The 15,020-nt window shown below is 67.8% G+C and carries 14 protein-coding genes, 1 tRNA gene and 4 pseudogenes; 11 read left to right on the top strand and 8 right to left on the bottom strand.

Annotation, left to right across the window (positions count from 1 at the left end):
- Window positions 1-501: 501 nt before the first annotated feature.
- Window positions 502-681, top strand: coding sequence for a hypothetical protein (locus tag ACFY0O_RS37535; RefSeq protein WP_388955560.1), 180 nt, complete (start codon window positions 502-504; stop codon window positions 679-681).
- A 196-nt stretch (window positions 682-877) separates the two neighbouring features.
- On the opposite strand, the gene ACFY0O_RS37530 is transcribed toward ACFY0O_RS37535, so the two are convergent.
- Window positions 878-1,129, bottom strand: coding sequence for a hypothetical protein (locus ACFY0O_RS37530; protein ID WP_388955558.1), 252 nt, complete (start codon window positions 1,127-1,129; stop codon window positions 878-880).
- 256 nt (window positions 1,130-1,385) lie between these two features.
- Between ACFY0O_RS37530 and ACFY0O_RS37525 the strand changes: the two are divergent.
- Both ACFY0O_RS37525 and ACFY0O_RS37520 read left to right on the top strand, forming a co-directional pair.
- A pseudogene (locus ACFY0O_RS37525) lies at window positions 1,386-1,640 on the top strand (ATP-dependent DNA ligase); the annotation flags it as partial.
- Window positions 1,641-1,821: 181 nt separating this feature from the next.
- Window positions 1,822-2,781: a MerR family transcriptional regulator gene (locus ACFY0O_RS37520; protein WP_388955556.1), complete on the top strand. Its 960-nt coding sequence runs from the start codon at window positions 1,822-1,824 to the stop codon at window positions 2,779-2,781.
- Between the two features lie 812 nt (window positions 2,782-3,593).
- On the opposite strand, the gene ACFY0O_RS37515 is transcribed toward ACFY0O_RS37520, so the two are convergent.
- Window positions 3,594-4,028 (bottom strand): DUF4259 domain-containing protein, encoded by a 435-nt coding sequence (locus ACFY0O_RS37515; protein WP_388955553.1) that lies wholly within the window; start codon window positions 4,026-4,028, stop codon window positions 3,594-3,596.
- A 54-nt stretch (window positions 4,029-4,082) separates the two neighbouring features.
- Window positions 4,083-4,257, bottom strand: a pseudogene (locus ACFY0O_RS37510) (ISL3 family transposase); the annotation flags it as partial.
- 268 nt (window positions 4,258-4,525) lie between these two features.
- Between ACFY0O_RS37510 and ACFY0O_RS37505 the strand changes: the two are divergent.
- Window positions 4,526-4,644: transfer RNA gene (locus tag ACFY0O_RS37505), tRNA-Gly, on the top strand.
- 337 nt (window positions 4,645-4,981) lie between these two features.
- Here the strand turns inward: ACFY0O_RS37505 and ACFY0O_RS37500 are convergent.
- Window positions 4,982-5,146, bottom strand: a complete 165-nt coding sequence (locus ACFY0O_RS37500) for a hypothetical protein (protein ID WP_388955550.1) — start codon at window positions 5,144-5,146, stop codon at window positions 4,982-4,984.
- A gap of 381 nt (window positions 5,147-5,527) precedes the next feature.
- Between ACFY0O_RS37500 and ACFY0O_RS37495 the strand changes: the two genes are divergently transcribed.
- The 4 genes and pseudogenes from ACFY0O_RS37495 to ACFY0O_RS37480 all read left to right on the top strand — a co-directional run bounded on the left by ACFY0O_RS37495 (window position 5,528) and on the right by ACFY0O_RS37480 (window position 8,667).
- Window positions 5,528-6,298 (top strand): transposase, encoded by a 771-nt coding sequence (locus ACFY0O_RS37495; RefSeq protein ID WP_388955547.1) that lies wholly within the window; start codon window positions 5,528-5,530, stop codon window positions 6,296-6,298.
- A gap of 135 nt (window positions 6,299-6,433) precedes the next feature.
- Window positions 6,434-7,242, top strand: a protein-coding gene (locus ACFY0O_RS37490) for an IS5 family transposase (RefSeq protein WP_388955544.1) whose coding sequence is annotated in 2 segments (ribosomal slippage) — window positions 6,434-6,766 and window positions 6,769-7,242 — 807 coding nt in all. Because the reading frame shifts where the segments join, the coding sequence is not laid out codon by codon here.
- Window positions 7,243-7,325: 83 nt separating this feature from the next.
- On the top strand, window positions 7,326-7,853 hold the full coding sequence (locus ACFY0O_RS37485) for an SMI1/KNR4 family protein (RefSeq protein WP_388955541.1): 528 nt from the start codon (window positions 7,326-7,328) through the stop codon (window positions 7,851-7,853).
- A gap of 45 nt (window positions 7,854-7,898) precedes the next feature.
- A pseudogene (locus tag ACFY0O_RS37480) lies at window positions 7,899-8,667 on the top strand (transposase).
- 597 nt (window positions 8,668-9,264) lie between these two features.
- Here the strand turns inward: ACFY0O_RS37480 and ACFY0O_RS37475 are convergent.
- A complete protein-coding gene (locus ACFY0O_RS37475) occupies window positions 9,265-9,591 on the bottom strand; it encodes a hypothetical protein (RefSeq protein WP_388955538.1) in 327 nt (108 codons plus the stop codon).
- Window positions 9,592-10,201: 610 nt separating this feature from the next.
- On the opposite strand from ACFY0O_RS37475, the gene ACFY0O_RS37470 reads away from it, so the two are divergent.
- Both ACFY0O_RS37470 and ACFY0O_RS37465 read left to right on the top strand, forming a co-directional pair.
- Window positions 10,202-10,396 (top strand): hypothetical protein, encoded by a 195-nt coding sequence (locus ACFY0O_RS37470; RefSeq protein ID WP_388955535.1) that lies wholly within the window; start codon window positions 10,202-10,204, stop codon window positions 10,394-10,396.
- A 564-nt stretch (window positions 10,397-10,960) separates the two neighbouring features.
- The gene (locus ACFY0O_RS37465; RefSeq protein WP_388955563.1) at window positions 10,961-12,208 is read left to right on the top strand and encodes an IS110 family transposase; all 1,248 of its coding nucleotides are present in this window, start codon (window positions 10,961-10,963) and stop codon (window positions 12,206-12,208) included.
- A 394-nt stretch (window positions 12,209-12,602) separates the two neighbouring features.
- Here the strand turns inward: ACFY0O_RS37465 and ACFY0O_RS37460 are convergent, their stop codons facing one another.
- The 3 genes and pseudogenes from ACFY0O_RS37460 to ACFY0O_RS37450 all read right to left on the bottom strand — a co-directional run.
- Complete coding sequence (locus ACFY0O_RS37460) at window positions 12,603-13,022, bottom strand: hypothetical protein (RefSeq protein ID WP_388955532.1); 420 nt, start codon at window positions 13,020-13,022, stop codon at window positions 12,603-12,605.
- Between the two features lie 338 nt (window positions 13,023-13,360).
- A complete protein-coding gene (locus ACFY0O_RS37455) occupies window positions 13,361-13,753 on the bottom strand; it encodes a hypothetical protein (RefSeq protein WP_388955565.1) in 393 nt (130 codons plus the stop codon).
- Window positions 13,754-13,874: 121 nt separating this feature from the next.
- Window positions 13,875-14,114 (bottom strand): annotated as a pseudogene (locus ACFY0O_RS37450) (helicase associated domain-containing protein); the annotation flags it as partial.
- A 290-nt stretch (window positions 14,115-14,404) separates the two neighbouring features.
- On the opposite strand from ACFY0O_RS37450, the gene ACFY0O_RS37445 reads away from it, so the two are divergent.
- On the top strand, window positions 14,405-14,926 hold the full coding sequence (locus ACFY0O_RS37445; protein WP_388955529.1) for a hypothetical protein: 522 nt from the start codon (window positions 14,405-14,407) through the stop codon (window positions 14,924-14,926).
- The last annotated feature ends 94 nt before the right edge of the window (window positions 14,927-15,020 follow it).

Below are 15,020 nucleotides of genomic sequence, written 5' to 3'. Positions count from 1 at the left end.
CCGACCCGAGGCCCTACGTCTGGACCAAGACCGCAGACGAGATCCTCGAACGCCTCGCCAGCTATCTGAACAGAATTCCTGACTCAGAAGACTAGCAGCGTGAGGTCAAGTCGCGGAGAGTTGCGGCTCGACTACACCATGACTTGCCGAGGCGACACCCGCTGTCGTTGGTCAAGGAGTCTTCATGCGATTCCTGATCACGGACGACTGCGGAACCGTCCTCACCACCGTCGAAGCGCCCCCGGAAGGGGCGGCTTCCGTCGCCATCGAGCGGGAGGACGAACCCGACCTGCTCTTCGCATCAGCGGACCTGTACGGGGACGGCAGCGTCCACGTAGGACACTGGCCCGACGGGGTGCACTGGGAGGTGCTGCTCCGCTCGACTGGCACGCCGAACCCGTACGGCTCCGGGGAGCGTTGCGCCCGACCGACCCCGCCAGCGGGACAGGTGACTGCGCACGAGATCTCCGAACTCCTCGACTCCCTCCCCTGGGCGGAGACGTGCTTGACGTGGCCGTGCACGAGGCGTTCGCGGAGCAGGCCAGCGAGGTCAACAACCAGGGCGTGCCGCTCAGGTCGAGTACCTGGCAGGCCGGTGCGCCGACGTGCACGTTCTGCGAGACCTGCCCCTCGACCTCACCGCGTGACACTCCAGCACCCACGCTGCTCAACTGGCGTTGATGTCCTCCGGCTGCACCCGAAACCTAGGCGTCGCGGCCGGGACGGCGAGGGTGCCTGCGGCACGACTCGCACAGGGGACTGGCCGGAGCACTGTAGCGCGCTGTCGGGCGGTGGCACCGGGCGCAGGGCCCGGCCTGTGACGGCGCGCAGGTGACGGGAAGGGCCGACGGGCGCGGCTTGTCGGCGGCCTGCTCGGTCATGCTGTGGCCTGCTGTTCCGTGCGGGTGTGGGAGTGGGCGGCGCGGCGCAGCTCGACGCCGTCGGCCCGCCAGCCGACGGTCCCGCCCCAGGAGGGGTCGGTGCACAGGCGGGCCGACAGGCTGATCAGCCGGCGCCGCTGCGGGGTGGTGCCGGTCCCGGGGGGCGTCTGCGCGAGGTCGGCGTAGGTCTGCTGCCACGTCTGTTGCAGGGTGATCAGGTCCTCGGGGAAGTGGAAGGTGGGGCTCACTCCTCAACTAAAACATGTGTTCGAATTTGTGCGCGAATGCCGCGCGGGACCGCCGTACGGACGCAGCGACGGCGCCGCCTCGGCCGGGTTCGGCCGACCCTGGAGTGAAGGGGTGGGCCGACGGTGAGGAGTGCCTGTGACGTTGCGACCGCCGGTTGAGCCGATGCTCGCGCAGGCCGCCGAGTCGGTGCCGGGCCCCGCCGCGCTGCGCGCCGGGGTGTCCTGTGAGCAGTAGCTCGACGGGCACTGGGCGATCGTGTTAACCCCGGCCGGGGCGGGTGGGTCGGTGGTGGTGCAGTCCCGGCGGGGGGCGCTGGTCCAAGACCGTTGGCCGGACCTGGTGGCCGCCGCCGAGGCGCAGCTGCCCGCCGACCTGGTTCTGGATGGAGAGTTGGTCGTGTGGGACACGGAAGAGGGCCGGTTGTCGTTCGGGGCGTTGCAGCGGCGGGCCGCCGCCCGCGCCCGCGGCGCTGCCTGGATGGTCTCCCGGGGGCCGGCCTACTTCGTCGCCTTCGACACACTGCACGGCCCTCGCCCGCCTGGGGGCGGCGGCCGTAGGCGGCTGACCTGGGCGGCCCAGCCCGGCCTGGCTTTGTTCGCGAGATTCGGGCACCTGCACAGAGCCCGTGGTCCTCGCAGGAAGTCTCGGCCCTGGTTGAGTCTCCCGTGGGGGGAGACATCAAGCTGGGGGCATGGACAGCGACACGCTCTATTCCATCGGAGAACTATCCCGCCGGACCGGCCTGACGGTGAAGACCATCCGGTTCTATTCCGACACAGGCATCGTCCCGCCAACCGACCGGAGCCCGGCGGGATACCGGCTCTACGGCCTCGACGCACTCGCACGCCTGGACCTAGCCCGCACGCTGCGTGATCTTGGGCTCGACCTGGCGACCGTGCGCAAGGTACTGGACCGGGAGGCGTCCATACCGGAAGTCACGGAAGCACACGCCAACGCCTTGGACGTGCAGATCCAGACTCTCCGCCTGCGCCGGGCAGTACTCCGCGCAATCGCCAGACGCGGCCCCACCACCATGGAGATGGACCTCATGCACCGACTCGCCACGCTCTCCCAGGCCGAACGACGCCGCCTGGTATCCGGTTTTATCGACGCCACCTTCAAAGGCCTTCACGCCAACCCGGAGTTCGTGTCCCTGATGCGATCCTCCATGCCTGAGCTCCCCGACGATCCCACGCCCGAACAGGTCGAGGCCTGGGTGGAGCTCGCCGGACTCTGCCAGAACGCAGACTTCCGTACCACGATACGCCGCACAGCTGAGGACCAGGCGGAAGAGCCTTCCCAGCAGGACGTCAGCACCCTGCACGACGCTCTCAACCAAGCGATGCGTGAACGAATCGACGAAGCGGCATCCTCCGGCCTCCTGCCGGCCTCCGCCGAGGGTGCATCCCTGACAGACTCACTGGGCGGCCTCTACGCCCACGCATTCGAGCGTGCCGGCGAAAGCGATCTGCGCCGCTGGCTTCTCGCCCGCCTGCAGGCAACCGCCGACCCACACGCGGAGCGCTACTGGCAGCTCCTGGCAATGATCAATGGATGGCCCGCATCACCAACGCTTGCTCCCGTTTACTCCTGGTTCACCACCGTCTTCGCCAAGAGCGATGACGACAATCGCAAACGTCTGATGCAATGAGGACGCGCGACCTGAAGTTCGGCCTGTACGCAGACGAGCAGGGGCTGGCTTGGGTCAAGAAACTCGTTGCCGACGCTGTGGGCTCCCGAAGCGCCCGGATCAGGGGTGAGACCGTCGCACACACTTTTCCCGGGAGTGAGTTGTCAACCGATGACGTGTACGACTTTCTGGCGGAACAGTGGGCCGTGGAACATCCTGCTCAGAGCAGCGACGCACGGGCACTGATCGAGCTGCGCGTCCACTTGGTGTGTTCCCTGCGGACATGGCGGGCGATCCGCAAGACAGTGATCAAGACTTTGTGTCCAGAGGGAACGGCCCCCCACACCTGCCGTGTTCCATGGATGGCTGCCTGAAATGGTTCGCGGTGCCCGGTGGCGCACGAGATGGCCGCCGTGTAGATCGCGGCCACACCGATTCCGGACCCCGCAGGCCGTATCACCGTGGGGCAGGACTGAGGGAAACGGCCTGGCCTAGCCATCAGCGCTGGGCGGATCGTCACCGCCCAACGCTGACGCCAACGTCCAGGTGCGAGTCGTACAGCGTGTGCGAGGTCGTGACAAGGAGATCGCTGGCGCTTCCCCGTGGCCGTCGGCCTCAGGAACTGAGCACCCCAACCTTGCCGTTCCGCCGAAGAGACAGGCCCAGCCGGGCACGCCGGAGCGCGATTGCTGCCGGTACCGCTGCTCTGATGGAACCGGGGAAAACACAGTGAACCTCCTCTAGTAACCCTCTGCGACTGCTCCCCAAGATCTGTGCCAGCACCTACTTCGGCTCTGGCTCAACTTCTGTGATCCGTGACTGTCGGTCACCGATCAGACCTCGAAAAGGGCTTCCTGTTGGGGCGGGATCGGAGGGTCAAGGACGTTGCGGAGGCGGGTTGTGTCCTGGCGCCACTTCGACCAGTTCGCAGCTTCGGCCCACAGCTCGGCGAGTTCAGACCGGTTGGAGATGACTTGGTTCAGGGCGTCGACGGCGAGCGTTCGAAGGTCTGCGGGCAACTCCGGTAGCGGCTCTGATGGGCCATAGTTCGAACACGCCGGATCGCCGTCAGGATGCTGGGCGACGACCAGGGCCGCCGCGCCCACGGCTCGCTCGCCGTCGTAGATTCCCAGGAAGTCCGCCGGCCCGGCTGCGCGCTTGAGCACGCCGCGGATCACGGCTTCGCGTTCTTCCAGTGCCGCCTCGTCCAGGCCGGCGAAGTCGGCGGCGGTGTCATTGTCGAAGGGGCCGATGTCCCAGGTGCCCATGTCTCTCCTCACGCGGTCTTCTGGGGATCGTCGCACTGGTCACTGACAGTGCGCTCAAAAGGCAAGCAGTGCCCGCTTGCGGAGGAGGCTGAAGCCAGCGCGTCCGTACATCTGCAGCTTGATCATTTTGATGCGGTTTGACATGACCTTCGACTGCGCCCGAGCTCCAGGCCAGGGTGAGACCGGCGATGACGGCATCGCGGTCGCGGTCGATGCCGGCGGCAAGGGTATGGAGACTGGGCAGATCATCCTGCCGGACGGCGGCTAGCCAGTCCGGGAGACGATCGCCCTGCCGCTCGGTCAGCATGACCGCGAAGGCGCGGACGTGCCGGGTGAGGGCGTCGATCTCGGGGCATTGGGTGAGCACGGTTTTGGGTTCTGGCACAGCTTATGTGGACCGTGCCGGCGGTTGTCGTGTCTCGGATGAGGATTCGTCCGCAGACAACGGTGTCTCTATCCTGGCTCGGAGCGGGGGTGCGCGCATTCCCGCAGGTTGCGGTGCCGTGGCAGAGCGGCCCATTGCGATCGACGTGGGAGAGGTCCCTCCCACGGCGACTGACGGAGACGGGGCGGACCTGCTCCCATCTGTCCACGGGTTCAAATCCCGTCGGCACTGCAGCCGACCCGGGCGTTGCCCGGCGCACCGGCCCTGCTGCGTCGCGCCGGGTCCCCAGAAGCTGGGCCAGAGCCCCGTTCTCGCGTACAAAGCCATCCCGAATCTGCATTTCTATATAGATAATTCACAGCCGGGTTCGTGGCGCCGGGGAAGGTCTGGTGCCGGGGTGGTGGGGGCGTAGAGGGGTGGGGCGCGGCAGGGCTGCTGACGGGGCGTTAGGACAGTTTCTGCACCGACAGCGCAGTGGGGCCCGCACCCCGACAGGGTGCGGGCCTGAACGCGGCTGAGGGACCCTCCATCCGAGCGGAGAGAGACCCTCATCGGCCCGGGCAGGCGGCTACTGTTCGCAGACCTTGTGTGCCTTGTGCCAGGTCTTGGTCCAGTACCCCTTGACCACATGGCAGCCGTCGTGTGGCGCGGCTGTCGCCGCGCCTGTCACGCCGAGCACCCGCATACCAGCCAGCACCACTGCTGCCGACCCGAGTGCCACGGTGTTCTTCACGCGCTCATGGAACATGCTTGCACCTCTCGCAATTGCGGTTTCCTCCCAGCTCCCTAGTGGCCGGGCGCTGGAAGCCCTTTGCCACGCCCCACACTTGCCGATCGGCAAGGTGATCGCGATTGGCTCACTCCTGGCTGTGTCTGATGTGTGGCGAGCGGCATGTTTGAAAGCCGTGCTCAACGTTGCCCATGCCACGAAAGCCACACGCTCAATGTCACCTTCAGCAATCCTGAACCGTCGGCTCCTGTTATGAGAGGCTCAGCCACCCTTCAGGGTGGTCCAATCACACGCGAGCGTGAGTCACTGCCTTCACGTTGCCCTGTGTCCATTCCGGTCCCTAAAGGGTGTTGCAGACGGCTCTGTCCTGGGCATTTTTCCTGTATGGGTGGGGTGTTGCGGGCTGGGCCGGTGTGGGTGGAGACGTTCACGGGCTTGCGGATCGACCGGTTCGCGAAGCTGGTGAAGGTGGTCCGTGAACGGGCCGGGAACGGTCCGGGAGGCGGACGCCCGTGGTGCCTGCCACTGGCTGACCGGGTGCTGTTGGTGGCCGTGTACTACCGCACCAACCTCACGATGCGGCAGCTCGCCCCCTTGTTCGGCATCTCTTCAGCGACGGTCTGCCGGGTCATCCAGCGGCTCCGCCCGCTCCTGGCACTCGAGCCGGCCCCGCGGCCGGTGGCGGACACCGAACGATTGTGGATCGTGGACGGAACCCTGATCCCGGTCCGCGACCGAATGGTCGCCGCCTCGTCGCGGAACTACCGGTTCTCGGCGAACGTGCAGGTCATCATCGACGCTGACACCCGGCTGATCGTCGCGTCGGCTCGGCCCGCGCCGGGCAACAAGGCCGATGCCCACGTCTGGCGCGAGTCGGACCTGCCCGCCGCGGCGGCCGGAACAACGGTGATCGCAGACGGCGCCTACCTGGGCACAGGGCTGATCGTCCCGCACCGCAGAAGGGCCGGGCGTCCCCTCCTGCGCGGCCAGGAAGAGGACAACGCCGAACACCGAAGGGTCCGTGCTCGCGTCGAGCACACCTTCGCCCGGATGAAGAACCGGAAGATCCTCCGCGACTGCCGACAGAAGGGCGACGGCCTCCACCACGCCGTCCAGGCCGTCGCCACCATGCACAACCTCGCCATGGCACGGTGAAACAGCAGGTCAAGCAATAATTCGTCCTACCCGAACCGGACCTTCTGCAACACCCTTTAAGAGCTCGTAACAGGATCTTGGTGAGATGCCCTGGTCGGGCGTAACCGGTGTGATGATTCGGCCGTTCGTGAGTGCGTGAGCACTCGGCCGTGGATCGTGGACGACGACTTGTGGGCACTAATCGAGCCGCTGCTGCCGCCCTGGCCGACGAGGTCGCCAGGGCCGCGGCCGGTGGCAGACCGGTTGTGTCTGCAGGGCATCCTGTACGTCCTGCACAACGACATCGCCTGGCAACTCCTGCCACCTGAGCTGGGGTTCGGCTCGGGACAGACCTGCTGGCGAAGACTGGAGCGGTGGCAGCAGGCCGGGGTCTTCGACCAGCTGCACCGGATCCTGCTCGCCGAGCTGAACGCGGCCGGCCGGCTCGACTGGTCCAGGGCCTGCGTGGACGGCTCTCACATTCGCGCGAAAAAGGGGGAGCCGACACCGGTCCGTCGCCGGTCGACCGGCGGAAGACGGGCAGCAAGCACCACCTGATCTGCGACGGACGCGGCACTCCGCTCAAGGTCATCACGACCGCGGCGGACGTCAACGACGTCACCCAGACCCTCGCCCTGGTCGACGGCATCCCGCCAGTGGCGGGCCGCCCCGGCCGTCCCCGAAGGCGCCCGGACGCCCTGCTCGGCGACAAGGGCTACGACTCCAACCCCAACCGGGAAGAGCTGCGCAAACGCCGGATCCTGCCGGTCATCTCCCGCAAGCGAGCACCGAACATCAAGGGCATGGGCAAGCTCCGCTACGTCGTGGAGCAGACCTTCGCCCTGCTCCACCAGTTCAAACGCCTCGCCGTCCGCTGGGAACTCCGCACCGAACTCCACGACGCGTTCGTCTCCCTCGCCTGCAGCCTCATCTGCTGGAGACGCCTCAAGAGACACGATTCATGATCGTGTTACGAGCTCTAAGGGCTGTCCCGCATTGCCCCGGGGCCGTGAGCGGCTGGCTCGGCCAGGGCCGTACTGTTCGGCTGGTGATCAGTCGCGACCCTGGCCGAGCTGCGGACGCCCCTGTCGATAGCGACGGGCCGCAGCTGGCTCGATCGGTGGCCAGGCTCCTGGAGGTCGATTCCACCATGTGGACCGAAGCTATGACGGCCCTGCCCGGGACGGCGCTCTTTCAGCCGCCTGCATCGGAGCAGTCGCTGGTTCACTGCTGTACGGTCCTCGGCCATCCGCTGCCTGCGCACCTCGCAGCCCTCCTCCGGGAGAGCAACGGCATCGAGGGCGAGTACGGCGACGGGCTCATTTGGTCTGCCGAGCGCATCGCCTCCGAGAACCGGAGTCTTCGCGCGGATGCCGAGCTCGCCACCTTGTACATGCCGTTCGACCCGCTGCTTTTCTTCGCGGACGCGGGGAACGGGGACTTGTTCGCGTTCTTGGCCCGGATCGGCCGGCCCGACGTCTTCGTCTGGAATCACGAGGACGACAGCCGCACCTGGGTGGCGCCCAGCCTGGCCAAGTACCTCGATTGGTGGTTGACGGGGCGGATCGAGCTGTAGATCCACGTCTCATGACCGCCTGGCCGCCAATGAGATGGTCTTGGCGTGGCTGGTGTGATCAAGGCGTCGGAGCCTTCCTGGATAGCCCCCTTCTCTGGGCTGAGCCCGCGCGCGTTCGGGAAGCTGGTGACGGTTCTGCGGCGCCAGGGTGCGGACGCGGTCCGCAGGGGCCGACCGTGGAGTCTTCCGCTGGAGGACCGGGCACTGCTGGTCGCAGCGTACTGGCGGACGAATCTCACGATGCGCCAGCTCGCCCCGCTGTTCGGGGTGTCCAAGTCGGCGGCGGACCGGATCATCGACCACCTCGGGCCGATGTTCGCGCTCCAACCCCGCAAGCGGTTCGCCAAGGACACCGTGCTCATCGTCGACGGCACCCTTGTCCCCACCCGCGACCACACCATCGCCGAGCGGTCGAAGAACTACCGCTACTCCACCAACCACCAGGTCGTCATTGACGCCGACACCCGCCTGGTCGTCGTGGTTGGCCGCACTGGCCGGAAACCGCAACGACTGCAAGGCGTGGGAGGAGTCCGGCGCCAAGGCGGCTGTCGGCAACACACTAACGATCGCCGACGGTGGCTACCCTGGCACCGGACTCATCATCCCCCACCGCCGCGAGCGCGGGCAGAGTGAACTCCCGGACTGGAAAGAGGGGCACAACAAGTCGCACAAGCAGGTCCGGGCCCGGGTCGAGCACGTCTTTGCCCGCATAAAGACCTGGAAGATCCTCCGCGACTGCCGCCTGAAGGGCGACGGCGTTCACCACGCCATGCTCGGCATCGCCCGGCTGCACAACCTCGCCCTCGCCGGATAGACCGCCCAGCGGTACAGCAGCTCACCATGCCCCAGGCCACTCAGAGATCATTTACGGGACAGCCCTTAGGCGATACCGTCGGATGACGCAGCTCGAGTAAGTGCCCGCAGCTGCCCAACCACGATCACTGTCCGTACTCATGTGTCGGAGGCTTTCCGCAGAATCGAGTATTGCTCGCCGCCAGCAGTCGCCGGTCGCCATCGACATACGGGGGAGACGTGACGATCACATCGGCGCAGCCGTCAGGGAGTTCGGCGAGGACGGCCCGGGCGTCCCCGGGGTAGAGCGTCACCTGATCGTCTGTGTGGTGGGGTACCGGGGGCACGGGGGCTCTCCTGCTGGTTGCCGGGCTGGGGGCGGCCGCCGCTGCCATGGGTGGCCATGGCAGACCGCCCGGCATGACGCCGCCTCCGTACCTCCCGGTGAGCAGCAACGGCCGCACACCTGGCAACTGTGCTGGTTCGCCAGATATCGCAAGTCTTGCTCCGTTGCACCCTATTGATCACATATGAGTGCGCCCCCGTATCCTGGGGAGGGTGCGGGGGCGCGAGCAGCAGTGCCCGTGCCGGGCGCGCAGGTGGCGCGCCCGGCCGTTACTCACTTCTTGTCGGTGCGGAGCGGGTGACCGCACAGCTCCTCGTACTCGTCGCGCTCCTCCGACGTGTAGTCCTCACCGCCGTACACGGTTCCGGAGCACTGCTGGTGCTGGAGGCGCCGGTTCTGGTCCGACGCGGTCAGCGCCATGTCGACCTGAGCCCAGGCGATCAGGCCGACGCAGAGCAGCGTCATCAGGTACAGGAACGCGGCGAACTTGCCGTGAATCGTCGGGAAGGTGATCGTCACCTGGCGAGGCTGGGGCGGCATGAGAGGCACGGGCGGCTGGTTGTAGGCCGGGGTGGTGGGCGGCTCGGGTATCGAGGTCACGGGCCTGGCTTCTTTCTATTGATGTGATCGCGTCGCGCCGGGGTGAACTGTAGGGGATGCGGTGCGGCGGGCCGCTACCGGACCCACACAAAGGGGCCCCCGCACCCTGAGGGCCCCCTCCCCCCGGCGCCGGGTCTCCTTCATGGCGGTGCGCTACGGCCGCATCCCCGGATCCGTGCGGTCCGGCCTGCCGTTCGCCGAGCAGACCCTGGCCGCCGCCCTCGGATGGGCCCCTGGGGGAGCGGGCCAACACCCCCGGCACGCGGGGACTGGACGCCAACGGCCGCCCTAAGGGCGGGAACACGTTCTCCGCGGACAAGGCCGGCCGGTGCCTCACCGGCAAGGCCAGGACCTGGTACCGCGAGTCGGACGGCTACCGGCTACCGGCTACCGGCTGACCGAGGCCGAGGCCGGACAGCTGGTCGGGTTCCTGCCGTCCTACCCGTGGCGGGCCCCTGAGTCGACGGCCCGTAAGGACTCGCGTACGAGCGCGTTCCAGCGGATCGGGGACGTGGTGTGCCCGCCTGCCTGAAAGCCTTCCGCACCGGCCGGCAGTGGCACGTCGACCAACTGACTCCCCGCACCGCGCCGGTGCCCCCGGGAAGCCGTCGTGCGCTGCGCCACCACCCTCGCCGACGCCCTGGCCCAGGCGGTCGCCCGGATCGACCTCCGGGCTGTCCAGGCGCCCGAGGACACGGACGGCAACCTGCGCGCGTACGCCGCCGAGGGCTGGGACGTCGTCGATCCCGCCACCGGCCGCGCGATGGCCTGGGCCCGCCGCCACGTCGGCGACCCCTACCCCTAATCCGTGGTTAAGAGCAGTCCGGCCGGAGGAAGAACCGGGTGGGCTGTTCGAGCGCCAGGGCCGTCACATCTGGCTCCACCCGGGCTTGCGACGCCTTCCTGTAGATCGGTGGTGGACGGTCCTGGCGCTCTTGGTGGTGGCGGTCGGGCGGGTGCCGAGGCGACGCCTTTCCGTAAGCGGGCATGCGATGCCTCCACGGAGATCGCGCGGGTCTCGGCGCCTCCCCGGCCGCCACCACGATGAAGCGGTGTTGACCCCCGTCGGCACTGGGTGGACGTCCTCCCTACCCCAGGCCCCGAAGCCTCCTGCCACAGCGACGCCACCCAGGGTCGTCGGGTGTCAACACCGTTCGCTTGATCACTCGTTGGTGTTGGCGGTGCGAGCCCGCTGCACGGTGACCTCTCGATACGCCCGAGCCAACCGAGCTCCCGCATAGACCGAGGCCCGTGGGGTGAGCTGGTGCCACGAACGGCTACTGAGGTGGCGGACCGACTCTCGCGTCGAGTCCTGGGATTAGGTCGCTGCGTGGTCCCGCATGAGCTCGTGACCAGTGCAAACAGCAAAATGGGGAGGAACACTTTGATCTTCTGCGGCATCGACTGGGCGGAACGCACGCACGACGTCGCCCTAGTGGACGACAGCGGCCAGTTACTCGCCAAGCGGCACATCACCGATGACGCCGCCGGCTACAAGATCCTGCTGGATCTGCTCGCCGAGTACGGCGACACCGAGGAATCCCCGATCCCAGTTGCGATCGAGACATCCCGCGGCCTGCTCGTCGCGGTGTTGCGGACCGGCAAGCGCCAGGTCTTCGCGATCAACCCGATGGCCGCCGCCCGATACCGCGACCGGCACTCCGTCTCCCGCAACAAGTCCGACCCCGGCGACGCCCTCGTCCTCGCCAACGTGCTCCGAACCGACATGCCCGCCCACCGGCCGCTTCCCCAGGACAGCGACCTGGCCCGAGCTGTCGCCGTCCTTGCACGCGCCCAGCAGGACGCCACCTGGAACCGGCAGCAGATTTCCAACCAGCTCCGCTCCCTGCTGCGCGAGTACTACCCGGCCGCTCTCGCGGCCGTCGAATCCTGGAAGAACGGGCTCTACCGGTCCGAGGCCCACGAGCTGCTCAAGCTGGCCCCGACGCCGGCCAAGGCCGCTCGGCTGACCCGTACGCAGTTGCAGGCCGCGCTCAAGCGGGCCGGTCGTCAGCGGGGCATCGCAGCCGCCGCCGAGCGGCTGCGTGAGGTCCTCCGGGTCGAGTGGGCCCACCAGCCGCAGCTGGTCGAGGACGCGCTCGGCAAGCAGATGCTTGCCCTCCTGGTCCAGCTGGAGGCCGCCTGCACCGCCGCCGACAGCCTTGTTGAGGCGGTCGAAGAGGTGTTTCCTCGACACCCGGACGCTGAGATCATCCTCAGCTTTCCCGGCCTCGGCATCCAGCTCGGGGCCCGGGTGCTTGCCGAGATCGGGGACGACCGGCGACGGTTCGCCGACGCCCGGGGCCTGCGGGCATACGCCGGCGCCTCGCCGATCACACGGGCCTCCGGCAAGAAGTCGAGCATCACCCGCCGTTGGGTGAAGAACGACCGCCTGAATGCCGCCGGCTACCTATGGGCGTTCTCCGCGATCACCGCCTCGCCCGGCGCCAAAGCCCGGCGACGCCGCGACAATCACGCAGACTGGCACGCCGCCGCCCAGCGCAACCTTTTCAACCGCATGATCGGCCAGCTCTACCACTGCCTTAAGAATCGAAAAGTCTTCGATGAGGAGTCCGCGTTCCCCGCACCGCCTGACGTCGTGGTCAGCGCGGCTTGACTGGCAGCACCTCGTGCACCCAGGCAGGCAGCTCAGGGTCATCGCGCCAGGACGCAGTGATCGTGATGAGAGCCTCCCACGAGGCTTCGGCGCCGGATCCAGGGCGACCTGTCGCAAGCTCGGCATACAGCCGACCGCATAGGTGAGAGGTGACTTCGTAGAGTGCCCCGTTGACCTCCGCCAGTCGCGCCAGAGCGGATCCGGGGGCGTGAGGCGGTTCTCCATTGAGTCGGATGGTGGGGACCGCGGCCGCGTATGTCCGTCCGTGAATGAAATCCCGCAACGCGATCACTTCGTCCCACGTTGGCAGAGGGCGCTGGGCGGGGGCCGAGTCAGTCATCCGGCAAGGCTACCCACGAGCTCGCCGTTGTTCGAGGGCTTGGCCCGAGACCGTCTACTGGCCGGGGGGTCGCACCCAGGGAGCGAAGCGCTGATCGGGGCCTGCGTCCTCGCGCCAGTACCGCAGGACGGACTCCTGGACGACATCGAACCGCTCGGCTGCGATCAGGCACGAGACCGGCTCCTGCCCGCCCGCGTCGGCCTCGAAGGCGACCACGACGGGCGGCCTTTCGCCTACCTGACGCGTGACTCTGAGGACCTCGTCCACGGTCGGTGCACGGAAGATCGGATCGTGAAACGCCGCCGGGCAGCAGACGAAGAACGGATCGCCGAAGACCAGCTCCAGGCCATGGTGGTAAGCCAGGTCGTAGCTGGCAGCAAGCCTGAGCTGCCCGCCGTCCCAGGCGACCACGTCCCAGTCCCACCAATTCCCTTCAGGGAGCTGGATCGCGGCATGAGTTCCTTCGATGTCCACCCGGCGTCCCCCTTGCTCGTTCGAACAGATCGACAGGCTACACATCGGCTATGCCCGTGCGGCTTGACGAGTTAGGACCCTGAGGTGTCTGGCAGCCGGCCGAACACGAAGGACTCGTCCCCGTGACCAGCAGCCGCAGCGCCGGCGCCGCCCTCGGCGTACGCGAGACCGAACGGTCGACGGCGTCCGGCCCGCTCGGGCCCGTCATCGTCATTACCTGCGTAGAGCGGTAGCTACCTGGCGACCTGTATCCCTACCGATATACCTACCGACCTACCGATGCCCGCTACCAACGGGGGCGGGGGCGAGGCGCGCCCCACACCGGGCCAGCTGCCCGGTTACGAGCCAGCCCGGTCCAGTCCGAGGTCGGCCAGCGCCCGGAGTTGGTCGGGGTGGAGCCGGTCGCGACGTTGTTTCTGATTGACGATCCATACGCCCGTGCGGTGTTCGGTCCCGTCCGGGAGACGCTCGATATGGGCCCGCCCGGGCAGGCCGCCGCCTTCCCGCTGGATGTACTGCGTGAGGGCCTGCACCCCCTTGTCGAAGGCTTCCGCACCGTGTCCGGACGTAGTGGTCATGCCGGGCTCCGCGGCCGCCGTACGGGCCTGTCCGGCCCGTGCCGGCTTCACCCCGAGTCCGGCGAGGCGGCACTGCTGCTCCTCGGAGAGACGGTGGAAGTCGCGGCGCTGGGTGGCCGTCCACCGGCCGATGTCCTCGCCGTGCCACGTCACCCCCGGAACGATGCCCGCGAGGCGTGCACCGCCCGCCAGGAGGGTTCAGGCCCGCGTACTGGCGCTGCCAGTCCACCGTCCACCCGAGCGCGCCCGGGTTCCAGTCCTCATCAATCGCGGCGAGCGCGGCGGCCCGCGGCTCGGCTCGGACGGGGTCCTTGCCGAGTGCTCCGGGCCGGCGGATATTGGTCAGCCACTGCCCCACGGGCTTGTCCAGCGCGGTAGCGTGCCGCGGCGTGGCCAGCGTCCCGTGCTGCTCGTAGTAGGCCCGTGCGGCCGCGAGGTTCTCCGCGAAGCCGGCGTCGGCGGTGTCCCACACGATGCCCAGCTCCTCCAGCTCGGCGGCCCGCTCACCGGTCATCTGTCCGGCGCGGAAGGCGCGGCGCTGGTCGGAGAGTGTGAATGAGCGGGCCAGTGGCACTGGATGGGCGTCAGCCGGGACGGGCCGCTGTCCCAGCTCGCACTGTGCTGTGGCGGTGATCATGGCTGTCATGGAGCGACCATGCTGCTGCCAGTAGGTGCCAATCGGGACTACATCTGGCTGTCACGGGCGTGACTGTTCCAGTGCAAGGCCCGTCTGTGGGGTTGGAATGGTGTCGGGTTCTTCCTTGATTCTTCTCCGGCCTGTCTTGTGGCTGGGATGCTGCGGGGATGGGTGAGCAGGCGTTCTCGTTTCTGCCGTTGTCGGTGTCGGCGCGTCCTCCGCGGCTGGTGGTCGTGGTGCCTCACGACGAGGACTGGGTGCGGTGGATGGCTCTCGGTCTGGCGCGCGTGTCGCAGGTGTGGGGAGGCAGTGGCAGCGTGGTCGTACCGGCGGCCGCGGTGGGCCACCCCGGGGTAGAGCGGGCTTTGGCCCAGTTCGGGCCGGACCACGTTGTGGCCTACAACCCGTCGTGGGGTTCGGTAGACAGGCTCTTCCCGGGGCTGGTGGATCGCCTCATCGCCGGCCAGCAGGTTGAGGATGAGGCGGCCCGTGACGCGGCTACGCAGCTGCTGCGGGATACGGCATGGAGCCACGCCATCGTGGCGCAGGCTGAGGAAGCCGCTGAAAATCTGCGCTCGCGTTTGGCCGTGAACCGACGCGAGGAACAAGTTCAACTGACTCACCTTTCAGATGCCTGTTCTCCGTCAGACCTCACTGAGCTCGGGGCTGTGGCCCGGGTGCCGTTGTAGGGTCTGGTGCAGGTTCGGGTGACAGGTTGAGTCACGCGGCTTGGAGGGCCGGTGTGGTCATGACGATCTCGAATTCGACGGGGGTCAGTCGGCC

Source organism: Streptomyces sp. NPDC001594, from assembly GCF_042893675.1.
Lineage (GTDB): Bacteria > Actinomycetota > Actinomycetes > Streptomycetales > Streptomycetaceae > Streptomyces.
This window is presented reverse-complemented; position numbering and strand designations above follow the sequence as displayed.